Origin of the sequence: Rhizobium vallis (assembly GCF_003985155.1) — a bacterium.
GTDB classification, from domain to species: domain Bacteria; phylum Pseudomonadota; class Alphaproteobacteria; order Rhizobiales; family Rhizobiaceae; genus Rhizobium; species Rhizobium vallis.
Genome location: NZ_ML133693.1, coordinates 142400 through 154792, shown reverse-complemented (window position 1 = coordinate 154792; position 12393 = coordinate 142400). Strand labels below are relative to the sequence as shown.

General features: G+C 63.2%; 6 protein-coding genes. 1 reads left to right on the top strand and 5 read right to left on the bottom strand.

Features of this window, described 5'->3' with window-relative positions:
- Window positions 1-17 precede the first annotated feature (17 nt).
- Window positions 18-1463: an aldehyde dehydrogenase gene (locus EFQ99_RS21970; RefSeq protein WP_126923334.1), complete on the top strand. Its 1446-nt coding sequence runs from the start codon at window positions 18-20 to the stop codon at window positions 1461-1463.
- A gap of 79 nt (window positions 1464-1542) precedes the next feature.
- On the opposite strand, the gene EFQ99_RS21965 is transcribed toward EFQ99_RS21970, so the two are convergent.
- From EFQ99_RS21965 to EFQ99_RS21945, 5 genes are all read right to left on the bottom strand, one after another.
- Window positions 1543-2982, bottom strand: coding sequence for an HlyD family type I secretion periplasmic adaptor subunit (locus EFQ99_RS21965; protein ID WP_126923333.1), 1440 nt, complete (start codon window positions 2980-2982; stop codon window positions 1543-1545).
- Window positions 2979-5123 carry a peptidase domain-containing ABC transporter gene (locus EFQ99_RS21960; RefSeq protein ID WP_126923332.1) on the bottom strand — a complete coding sequence of 715 codons (2145 nt, stop codon included), beginning with the start codon at window positions 5121-5123 and terminating at the stop codon, window positions 2979-2981. The genes EFQ99_RS21965 and EFQ99_RS21960 overlap by 4 nt, the downstream gene beginning before the upstream one ends.
- 96 nt (window positions 5124-5219) lie before the next feature.
- Window positions 5220-5525: a hypothetical protein gene (locus EFQ99_RS21955; RefSeq protein ID WP_126923331.1), complete on the bottom strand. Its 306-nt coding sequence runs from the start codon at window positions 5523-5525 to the stop codon at window positions 5220-5222.
- 74 nt (window positions 5526-5599) lie between these two features.
- Window positions 5600-6832, bottom strand: a complete 1233-nt coding sequence (locus tag EFQ99_RS21950) for a GTP-binding protein (RefSeq protein ID WP_126923330.1) — start codon at window positions 6830-6832, stop codon at window positions 5600-5602.
- Window positions 6833-6880: 48 nt separating this feature from the next.
- Complete coding sequence (locus tag EFQ99_RS21945; protein ID WP_126923329.1) at window positions 6881-12238, bottom strand: DUF4082 domain-containing protein; 5358 nt, start codon at window positions 12236-12238, stop codon at window positions 6881-6883.
- Window positions 12239-12393 lie beyond the last annotated feature (155 nt).

Below are 12393 nucleotides of genomic sequence, written 5' to 3'. Positions count from 1 at the left end.
TCATCAGGAGACAAGAGATGAACATTTCCCTTCTCATCAACGGCGTCGACAAGCCGGCGGCCAGCGGCCGCACCTATGACCGCCTCGATCCTTTCACGGGAGAGCTGGCAAGCACGGCGCCGGCGGCAGGGGCTGAAGATGTCGCCGCCGCGATCGAGGCTGCCTCCAATGCCTTTTCCGCCTGGTCGAGCACCGGCCCGGGCCAGCGGCGCACGATCTTGGCCAAGGCCGCCGATATCATGGATGCCAAGGTCGGCGAGTTTACGAAACTGATGATGGAAGAGACGGGAGCGACAGCGCCCTGGGCTGGCTTCAACGTCATGCTCGCGGCCAATATTCTGCGCGAAGCTGCCGCCATGACGACGCAGATCGGTGGCGAGATCATCCCGTCCGACAAGCCCGGCACACTGGCCATGGGCGTACGTCAGGCGGCTGGCGTTTGCCTTGCTATCGCGCCCTGGAATGCGCCCGTGATCCTCGCGACACGCGCCATTGCCATGCCGATCGCCTGCGGCAATACCGTGATCCTCAAGGCTTCTGAGCAATGCCCGGGTACGCAGCGACTGATTGCGACTGCGCTAACCGAGGCGGGCCTGCCGGCCGGCGTCATCAACGTCATCACCAATGCGCCGGAAGACGCACCTGGTATCGTCGAGGCACTGATTGCCCATCCCGCCGTTCGCCGCGTCAATTTCACCGGCTCGACGAAGGTCGGCAAGATCATCGCCGAACTCAGCGGCAAGCATCTGAAGCCCGCTCTTCTGGAACTCGGCGGCAAGGCGCCGTTGGTCGTGCTGGAGGATGCGGATATCGACGGCGCGGTCAACGCGGCGATCTTCGGCGCCTTCATGAATCAGGGCCAGATCTGCATGTCGACAGAGCGCATCATCGTGCATCAGGCGATTGCGGATACTTTCGTCGCCAAGCTTGCGGCGCGTGCAGCCGTACTGCCCGCCGGCGATCCGCGCGGCCATGTTGTCCTCGGCTCGCTGATCAGCCTGGACGCAGCCAAGAAAATGGAAGAGCTGATCACTGATGCGCAGGCCAAGGGCGCCAAGCTGGTGGCCGGCGGCAAGCGTAACGGCACCGTGGTCGAAGCCACACTGCTCGATTTCGTCTCGCCTGACATGCGCGTCTATTCGGAAGAATCCTTCGGTCCGGTAAAGCCGATTATCCGTGTCGCGAACGAGGACGAGGCGGTGCGCGTTGCCAACGATACGGAATACGGCCTGTCGTCTGCCGTTTTCAGCCGCGACGTACAGCGGGCGCTTGCCATCGCCGGGCGCATCCAGTCCGGCATTTGCCACATCAACGGCCCGACCTTGAATGACGAAGCACAAATGCCGTTCGGCGGCGTCAAGGGCAGCGGCTACGGCCGCTTCGGAGGCAAGGCGGCCATTGCCGAATTCACCGATCTGCGCTGGATAACCGTCGAGGACTCCACCCAACACTATCCCTTCTGAGGCTCCTGGCGGCGCGCCCGCGGTCACTCCGCGTTGGCCCGCCGCCACATCTCGCTCGGGGCGAACTGATCCGCCGCCCTTACGGCTCGCGTATTGCGTTATCGAGGCCACGCAGCAGGGGATACAGGAAATAGGAGATCACCGTGCGGTTGCCGACCTTGATTTCCGTGGAAACGGTCATCCCGGGAAGCAGCCGCACGGGCACATCCGACGCATTCAGCCTGGTATCGGCGAGCAGGATGCGGGCCTTGAAGAAGGGGGCGGCCGGCTGGCTCGGGGTGGCGGTCTGTTCCTGCTGGCCGGTCTGGAACGTGTCCTGGCTGATGGTGCGCACCTCGCCGGAGGCCGTGCCGTATTTCTGGAAGGGATAGGCGTCGAGCTTGATGCGGGCCTCCTTGCCCACGGCGATGCGGCCGATGTCGCGGGTGTTGATCGACACTTCGGCTTCGAGCGGCACGTTGATCGGCACCAGGGTGACGATCGGTTCGGCCTCGCGCACGACGGAGCCGATGGAGCGCTGGGCGAGATCCAGCACGACGGCATCGGCAGGTGCCGTCAGCGACACCATGTTGCGGCGCAGCTCCATCTTCTTCAGCTCTTCATCGGCCATGTCGCGCTGGCCGCGCAGTTCCACCAGCTGCTCCATCGCGGCGCGGCGGAAATCCTCGATGAAGGCCTGGCGGTCGGCTCTGAGCTTGGCATAGGCATGCGCCGCCTCGTCGGCCTTACCGCGCACGGCGGTCAGGTCGGATTCGACGTCGAGACGGGCGTCGCGCGAGCCGAGCATGGTGATCAGCGAGCCGCTCTGCGTGTTAAAGAGCCGCTCGCGCGCGCCTTCGATCTGCGAAAGCGTGTCGCGCCGGTCGACGAGCACGGCCTCCTGGTTCTTGCTGGCGGCAAGCGCTGCCGACTGGCCGGCGATCTGCTGTTCGAAATTCTGCAGCTGCGCCGTGTAGAAGGCCCGCCGCTGGCCGAAGAGCTGCACCTGCAGCATCTCGTCAGGCGTTTTGCCGGCCATGACAGCGTAGTCGTCGCCGGCAAGCTCCGCTTCGATGCGCTTCACCTGGGCATCGAGCGCGGTGAATTTCGCGTGCTGCTGGTCGACATCGGCCTGGCTGAAGGTGGCGTCGAGTGTTGCAAGCGTCTGGCCGGCATGCACCACCTCGCCGGCCTTCACGTCGATCGTGCGGATGATCGAGGTTTCCAACGGCTGGACGACGATGGTCGGCTGGGTGGTGACGAGCTTGCCGGGCGCAATCACCACCTCGTCGATCGACGAGACGGAGGCCCAGGTGATGGCGGCAGCAATCAGCGCCGTCACGCAATAGAGCGTCATGCGGGCAACGCGCGGCGGCGCGCGTTCCTCGAGCTCCACCGCATCGGACTGGAATTCCGCGATAGCAGGCGGCAGCGGCGGGCGGGCTACAAGTTCCCTGCCCTTACCCGGCCCATTGCCCGCAGGCCCTTTGCCTGTGGGGACCGGCATGTTTTCGTCGGATTTTCTGATATGCGCGTTCATGCGACCTGCCTCATCTGCTGTGCCCACAGGTGGCGATAAGTCATGCAGCGCGACACCAGTTGGTCGTGCCGGCCGATATCGGCGACCTTGCCCCTGTCGATGACCAGAATGGCATCGGAATCCACAAGCGTCGAAAGCCGGTGCGAGACGATGATGACGGTGCGCCCGGCGGCGATGCGACTCAGATTCTCGCGGATGATCGCCTCGCTGTCGGGGTCGAGCGCGCTTGTCGCCTCGTCGAAGATCAGAAGCTTCGGATCGGTGATCAGCGCGCGCGCAATGGCAAGCCGCTGCTTCTGGCCGCCCGAGAGGTTGGCGGCGTTTTCTTCCAGCATCGTGTCGAAGCCGCGCGGCAGGCGCTCGATGAACTCTTCCGCGCCGGCGATGCGGGCGACCTCCATGATCTCCTCGATGCTGGCATCGGGTTTTGCGGCGGCGATATTGTCGCGCACCGAGCCGCGGAACAGGAAATTATCCTGCAGCACGACGCCGATGCTGGTTCTCAGATGCACGAGATCGATCTCGCGACTGTCATAGCCATCCATGCGCACCAGCCCCTCCTGGCTCTGGTAGAGCCCCTGGATGAGCCGCGTGATCGTCGTCTTGCCCGAGCCGCTCTTGCCAACCACGCCGAAGACTGAGCCCGCCGGGATGGCGAAGGAGACGTTGTCGAGCGCCGGCGCAGCATCGGGAGCATAGCGGAAGGTGACCCTGTCGAACTCGATGCGGCCATGCAGATGCGGCCTGACCCCTCGGCCGCGTCCGGCCTGTTCCGGCCGCTGGTTCATGATCTCGCCGAGCATGCGCACCGAGAGCGCCACTTCCTGATATTCATGCACCATGGTGACGATCTGCACGAGCGGCCCGGAGACCCGGCCGGCGAGCATGTTGAAGGCAACAAGTGCGCCGATGGTCATCGCACCGCTAAAGACATCGAGCGCGCCGAGGCCGATGATCGCCACACTCATCAGCTTTTCCAGAAGCCCGGTCAGCGACTGGGCGATGGTCGAGATCTTCTCGACCCGGAAGCGCACCGAGATCGACTGCGCCGAATAATCGTCCCACACCTTACGCTGGCGCGGCTCCAGCGCCAGCGACTTGACCGTGCGCATGCCGTGCACGGTTTCCACCAGCAGGGCCTGCCGGTCGCCTTCGGCCTGGTAAAGCGCCTGCAGGCGGCGCTGGAACGGCCCGACGAGCATCATCACGACAAGCCCGACGAGCGCTGCGAAACCCAGCACCACAAGCGTCAGCTTGACGCTGTAGAGAAGCAGAATCGGCACGAAGACGAAGAGCGAGACACCGTCGAGAAGCGTCAGGAACAGCCGGCCGGTCAGGAATTCGCGGATGCGCCCTGTCTGTTGCATGTGCTTGACGAGAACGCCGGCCGAGGCCTGCTCGAAGAGCGCGATCGGCAGGTTGAGCAGATGGCCGAATGTGCGCGTCGCCACCCGGATGTCGATCCTGTTGGTGGCGTAGAGCAGCAGATAGCGGCGCAGGAAGCTGAAGGTCGCGTCGAAAACGAGCGCCACCGCGATACCGACCGTCAGGACGGTCAGCGTCGCGTAGCTCTGGTGCACGAGCACCTTGTCGATGACGAGCTGGAAGAACATCGGCGTCGTCAGCCCGAGGCCATAGAGCACGAAGGCCGCGAGCGCCACATCGCGGAAGAAGCTGCGCTGGCGGATGATTTCGGGAATGAACCAGCGGAAGCCGAAGGGCCGGTCCTCATCCGACATGCGATAGTTGCGCTTGAGCAGAACCACCGATCCGAGCCAGGCCTTGGCGAATTGTTCCTCGCTCAGCAGCATGACATCGGGGCGCGTGGCAAGCGGGTCGAGAACGCGGATCCTCTGATCCTCGCCCTCTCCGACCGCGCCGGCGATGACCACCCAATTGCCGTTCGAAAGTTCGGCAAGCGCCGGGAATGCTTCCCCGAGCTGGAGCAGGCTCCGCCAGTCCAGCGTCAGGTGCCTCGCCCTGAGGCCGGCATCCTTGGCCATCCGGAGCATCTGCCGCACCGCCACCGGATCGTTGCCGACGGAATAATCGTGCTGCAATCGCTCAGGCGAAAGATCGACGCCGTGATGACGCGCGACGAGCGCAAGACAGTGCAGGTTGGTATGCAGAAAACCACTCATGGCCCACCCGAAATGCTACGAAACCGAGGCTTTGTTCAAAAGTCGAAGCATCCTCCGCGCGTCCGAATGGACGCGCAGCGCTCCACACCCTGTTTGTCAGTTGAAGTTCGGCGAGGCGTTCGACGCGCCGGCCTCCCCCTGTATATCGGCGGCTGCCGCAGCCGACATGTCGCCGATCCGGCGAACCGCACCCGCTTCGACCAGCCCGCCGAGCGCCTTCTGCATGAGATCGACCGCGTTGGCGAAGGCATCGACCGGCATGATGATGCGCTGGCGGAAGACCGGCTTCGGATTGTTGTTGGCGTCGCGGTCGGTGGCCGAGAGCGACATCAGGTCGATGCGCACGATCGTTCCCGTGATGGTGATTTCACCGATACCATCTGCATAAAGTTCGCTGCTCATGTTCTCTCTCCTGTTTGATGGTCAAAAAATCTGTTCATCTTTGCGTCGACGCATCGGATTGCCCGAAAACCGCTTCACACTTTTCGGTGCGATGCGTGCGTATCGTGCCGCCACGCCGGAAACGGATCGCGAAGGCCGACGGCGGTCTGCGGATCGAAGCCCGTTTCCTCCCCGGTCAGGCAGTCGTCGAGCGCCGCCCAGATCGCCGCCTTGTCGAAGCCCGAACCGATGAAGACGAGCTCCTGGCGGCGGTCGCCCCAGACATCATCCCAATGCCTCTCGATGAGCTGGCGGAATTGCGGAAAGCGCGGCCATTGCACCTGTGGCACGGAGGCCCACCAATATCCCCTGGTTTCGATGCGGCATTGGGTGCCGGCGATCGACAGGAGGCCGATCTCATCAGGCCTCGTCGCCAGCCAGAAATGGCCTTTTGCGCGGATGAGGCCCGCCCATTTCCTGTCGAGGAAATCCTTGAGCCTCAGCGGCTCGAACGGCCGGCGGCTGCGATAGACAAAGCTTGAAATGCCGTATTCCTCTGTCTCCGGCACATGGTTACCCCAGCCGAAGAGCTCCTTGTGCCAGAGCGGATGGCGGGCAGCCTTCGCCTCGCTGAAGAGGCCTGTATCCATGATCGCGGAAAGCGGCACCTGGCCGAAGACCGCTTCGATGACCTGGGCATCCGGATTGAGCGCGGCGATGACCCGGCGAACCTCGGCAAGATCAGCGCAGGGCACATCGCCTGCCTTGTTGACGATGACGACATCGGCAAATTCGATCTGCTCGACCAGCAGTTCGACGAGCTTGCGCTCATCGTCCCCGTCGCGCCTTTCGCCGCGATCGGCAAGGAACTCGGCGCTCTGGTAATCGGCGAGAAGATTGACGGCATCGACAACGCAGACCATCGTGTCGAGCCTTGCCACGTCGCAAAGGGCCGCTCCGCTCTCGTCGCGGAAGGAGAAGGTGGCTGCAACAGGCAGCGGTTCGGCAATGCCGGTGCCCTCGATCAGCAGATAGTCGAAACGGCCGGCGGCGGAGAGCCGGCGGACTTCGCTCAGCAGATCTTCGCGGAGCGTACAACAGATGCATCCGTTGGTGAGTTCCACCAGCGTCTCGTCCGTGCGCAGGAGGTCTGCCCCCCCTTCGCGCAGGAGATCCGCATCGATGTTGACCTCGCTCATATCGTTGACGATGACAGCGACCCGGCGACCCTCACGATTACTCAGCACATGATTGAGGACAGTCGTCTTCCCAGCGCCGAGGAACCCGGCGAGAACCGTAACCGGCAATCTGATATCTGTACGCATCATCGATACTCTCACTCTTTACTCGATGCTTGGCTTACATCCCCGCGGGCGTTACGCCGCGAGCTGCGGTTTGAATCCCACGTCCACATAGTAGTTCGTGCTGTTGTAGCTGGCGGTCGGGAACAGCCCGCCCGATCCATAGGCATAGACGCCGTTACTGCCGCCGGGCACCTTCAGGTCCCCGTTCGTCACGTCGCTGGCAAAGTAATTGCCGGTCGCCGAATAATTGCCGTTGGTCGAGTAGGACACGACGTAGGTCGTATCCGCCTGGATCGCGATCTGCTGGGTGAGCTGCGCGGTCTGCCAGCCGCTCGCCGTCTCGTTGTTGAAGGTGACGCTGCCGAGCAGAGTGCCCGAAGCTGTCCACAGATAGCCGCTGTGCGGGCCGGTATTGTCTGTACCCTTGTAGAAGCGGATGGCGCTGATCCAGCCGGCGGTATCGGCCTGGAATTTCATGCCGAGATTGACCGGCTGGTTGTCGTTGACGGTGACGACAGAGGGCGTCGCGTTTGCCCCAAAGAGGTTCTGCTCCGGACCTGCCGCCGCGTTGTTGACGGTGAGCGCCACCTGAGCCGAGGCCGTGCCGCCCTTGCCGTCCGAGATCGCGTAGCTGAAGCTCGCCGAGCCGGAATAACCTGCCGTCGGCGTGAAGGTCACGGTCTGGGCCTGGGCATTCCAGGCGACCGAGCCGTTGACCGCGTTGCTGACGCCGGTAATCGCAAGCGCATCGCCGTCGGCGTCGCTGTCGTTTGCAAGCAGCGCCGAGGCCTGGATGGTGACCGGCGTGCCCGTGTTGGTCGAGAAGCCGCTGTCATTGGCGGCGACCGGAACCGCATTCTGTGCGCCCTGCTTGTAGAGCACATCAACCCAGTAGTTGGTGGCGTTGTAGGAGGAATTCGGGAACAGACTGCCGCTGCCATAGGCATAAATGCCGTTGCCGCCGCTGACCGAGCTTGCCGGCGCCGTCAGCGCGCCGCTCGTATGGTCCGTCGTGAAGTAGTTCGCCGTTGCCGAATAGAAACCGTTGGAATGGTAGCTCGCCACATAGGTGGTGCCGGCGGTGATATTGATCGGCTGCGTGAAGGAAACCGTCTGCCAGCCGCTTGCCGTTTCGTTGATGAAGGTCGCCTGGGTCAGAAGCTGGCCGCTGGCGGTCCAGAGCGAGCCGATATGCGTGCCGGTATCCCCAGCGCTCCTGTAATAGGTAAGCCCGGTGATCTGGCCGTTGGCGGAAGCGATGAACTTGACGCCGAGTTCGACCGAGCTGGCGTCATTGGCGGCGGCAACCCCTGACGTATCTGCGCCGGTAAACAGGCTCGATGTCGTGCCACCGCCCGACTGCGAATTGACCGTGAGGCTGACCGTGGCCGACGCCGTTCCGCCAGCCCCATCCGCGATCGAATAGGAGAAGCTTGCCGCACCCGTATAACCCGCCGCTGGGGTGAAAGTGACGGATTTGGTCTGGCTGTTGAAGGTCACCGTTCCGTTGACCGCACCATTGACGCCGGTGATGCTGAGCGGATCTCCATCGGCATCAGTATCGTTTGCCAACAGGCTGGCTGCGGCGATCGACAGCGCCGTGTTGGAATAGGTCGTATAGCCATTGTCATTGGCGGCGACCGGCACCGTATTGCCCGTCGATTGGTTGTAGACGACATCCACCCAATAATTCGACGACTGGTAGCTTGCGGTCGGGAATGCCGAGCTCCCGACCGTGTAGACGCCATTGCTGCCGGCGAGCGCCGTCAGCGAGCCATTGGTATGGGCTGACGTGAAATAATTCGCCGTCGCCACATAGGAGCCTGTCGTGCTGTAGGAGGCGACATAGGTCGTGCCGGCCGCGATATGCACTGCGTTTGCGAATGTTGCGGTCTGCCAGCCGTTCACCGATCCGCTGTCGGCAAAGGTCACGGTCGCAACCAGCGTTCCGTCGACCGTCCACAGGGAGCCGGTATGGGGGCCGGTATCGCCTGATGCCTTGTAGTAGCGGATGCCGGTAATCAGGCCCTTGGTCGAAGCGACGAACTTCATGCCGAGTTCCATCGACTGGCCGTCGTTGAAGCTTGCGCCCGTCGGGCCTTCGCTTGATGTAAACAGCGTTTCTCCGGCAGGGCCTGGGTTTACGGTGAGGCTGACGCTGCCCTGATCCGTGCCGCCGCGCCCGTCCGATAGCGTATAGGTGAAGCTTGCCGGCCCCGAATAATTGTTGGTCGGCGTGAAGGTAACGGTGCCGTTCTGCTTGTTGAGCGTCACCGTGCCGTTGACGGCATTGCCGACGGCCGAAATCGTCAGCGCGTCGCCATTGGGATCGGTATCGTTTCCGACAAGCGAGGCGATCGAGATGACGACGGTGTCGTTGCCGGAGATGGTCAGCCCCGTATCGTCGGTCGCGACCGGCGCGCTGTTGGGGCCGGCATCGAAGACCACGTCGACCCAGTAATTGGTGCCGGTGCCGGGGCTTTGGCCGGGGAACGTGCCGGCAGTGCTCCCGTAGGCGAAGACGCCGCCACCACCGACGGCCTTCACCGCGCCGCTGGCATAGGTGCCGCCGGTGAAATAATTGCTCGTCACCGAGTAGTAACCGCTGCTGTGATAGGAAGCCACGTAGGTCGTGCCGGCCGCAATCTGGACCGGGCTGGAGAACATCACCGTCTGCCAGCCGGAGAGCGATTCATCGACGGACACACCAGTCGCCAGCAACGTTCCGTCGGCCTTCCAGAGGCTGACGACATGGTCGCCGATGTTGTAGAAGCCCTTGTAGAAACGGATGCCCTGCACGGAACCTGCGGTCGTCGTCTGGAAGCGCAGACCGAGCTCGACCGAATCGCGATCGATCGCCACCTCGGTTGCCGGCTTTTCCGCGAGCGTCCACAGGCCCGTCGTTGCCGGCAGGGTGACGCTGACCTGCTTGCCGGCCGATGGCGTCTCCAGATTGACGCTGTCGTCGACGGCGCGCGACATGATCGTGTAGGTGCCGCTGGCCTGGACGACCCAGTTATAGCTCCAGCTCTCGCGGCCTGACGCCTTGAACCAGTGCTGGCCGCCATCGGTGGAGACTTCAACGCCGGCAATGATGCCGCCGCCGAAATCCTGCGCCGTGCCCGTGATCGTCACGTGCTGGCCTTCGAGGAAGCTTGCTCCAATGATGGGCGACGAGATCGACGATGTCGGCTTCAGTATGTCGGTCGATTTGGTCGCGAGGATCAGGCTGGCATCGAGCGTGGTCGGCTGGATGCCCATGTCCGCGAACATGTTGACCATCGCCTGCTGCACATTGCGATCGGTTGACGTGGCGGCGCCCTGGTGGTTGTCGCTCAGGCCCCAGGACCAGAAGACGGTGCCGGCGCCGAAGACGAGCGCGCCACTTTCCGCCCGGTACATGGTGAGACTGTGGGTGGCGACTGCAGAACCGACCGTCGTGCCGTAATCGCGCAGATAGGTATCGACCGAGACCGACGAGAGCGACAGGTTGATGAGACCATCCGGCCGGAAGCCGTTCTCGACATCGGAATCCCACTCATAGCCGAGCAGGTTCTGCACCAGATTGTAGGTCTGGCCTTCATTCAGCTGGGAGACATCGGTATTGCGCCAGAAGCGCAGGTTCGAATAGTCGTAGGGGATGGAGATCGTATCCTGGCGGTAGGCGTCCACCTGGAACATCGTGCCCGTCAGCGCATTCTCCGGCTCCTGCCCCGGATCGGCATAACGCGGATCGCGCCAGGTGCCGGTGCCGACGTTGCTCGGATCGGTGCTCGTGCCCCAGGTCTCCTTGTAGCAGACCATGGTGCGATAGGCCTGGCCGCTGCCGTCGATGCTGCTCTGCCAGCGGACCTTCCAGTAGCATTCGTTGCCGCTCCAGAAGGCGAGGTTTACGCCGGCATCGCGGGCGGCCTCGACATTGGTGCGCTGCTCTGCAGACCAGTATTCGTCATGTCCGACGGAGAGATAGGCATCATGGTTGAGCAGCAGGCTGCCGCTGCGCGCCGCATCGACGCCTGAAATATAGGAAACGTCGTAGCCGTTCTGTTCCAGCCACGAGATGGCGGAGGATTCGGCTCCGAAGATATAATCATGCGAGCCGCCGACCGGGCTCGTACTGGTGATGATCGGCCTGTTATAGCTGATCGCGGAGGCGCGGCCGATCGCCTGCAGGCCGCAGCTGCAGTTCGGCGGCAAGTAGCCGATCATGGCGGCCGGATCGACGGGCACTTCGCCATAGTAGAGGCTGGCGCCGCCCCAGGCGTTATAGGCCTGCCATGTAGTATCAGACGTCTGGAAGACGATATTGCTGTGCGAGGCATCGTCGCGCACGACGAAGGGGATGATGCTGGCGTCCTCAGTGCCGTCCTCGCGCACCAGCTTGGCGAAATAGACGCCGGAAACGGCATCGGCGGGGATCTGCCAGCTCGCGGAAACCGACCAGTTGCCGCAATCGATGAGGCCGAGCGACATGTCGACGATCGGATGCGGCTGGACCTGCGCCGTGGTCAGCGATTTCTCGATCGAGTCGACCTTGCGCGCGCCCGCCCCGCCGTAATAGCCCATGCGATAGATATCGATGCGGTAATGGGTGGAATCCGTGGCGATCTTGAAATCGACCGTCTGGCCGATATTCGTGCTGATGTCGGTGGCAAAGCCCTGGATGGTGCCCTTGCCATCGCCCACCAGGCCCCATTCGCTGATGGGGTTGCCCTGCTTCATGTTCTCGAGCGCGATCTTGTTGGGCGTCACCGCGGCCGCGGCCGCAGGGGCAAGCGCCGTCACCGGTGCTGCAAGCGCCGCAGGCGTCGCGGTCGAACCAGTGGAGCCGTCCTGGCTCGGCTGCAGCAAGATGGAGGCCATCGAGGTCTGAAGGCTCAATGACGTCGTGCCGGCACCGGCGGCAGGGTCTGTCGGCGGCGTGGCAGGGCTTGCCGTGCCGGCACTGCTGGTAACACCCGTCAGCACGGGAGCGGCAGGCAGTGTCGCAGCCTCCTGATACGGGTCCGGACCGAGCACGGTGCGCTCGGATGATGTGGTCGTCGTCTGCAACACCGTCGCGACCGACGCCGTCTTGGTGGACGGGTCCTGCGCGCCGCCGTCGCCTGCAGGCGCTGATGTCGCCGCCGGTGGTATCGAGGCAGTCTCCACGCCGCTCGATGAGAACAGCGCGGCGGGCTGCATGATATTGCCGGTAAAGGAACCTGTGAAGGAGGACGGGACGGCGGCCCCGTCGCGATTGGCGAAGCCGCCGTTATTGGCAAAGCTTAGGGAACCATCGGTACTCGTGGAAGATACAACCGTCGCGGTTCCCAGCACTGCGCTCCAGGCTGAGGGTGCACGACAGATACTTAACGCTCCACCAAATGTACTCAGGTACTCACGGTTACTAACGCGAATTCTCCGCATAAGCGGCGTCCCCTTCCGCATCGGCCGGCCCTTCGGCCGCTATAGCAAGAGGTTCATTCTGGCACCTTTGCCGAGGGAACGTACGACAGCAATCTGGGGTATGAGGGAGGTATTCCCTACGCCCATATGATGACCCTCAACGCATACCCCAAGGTACGTCCGAGCGATCGCCTCTA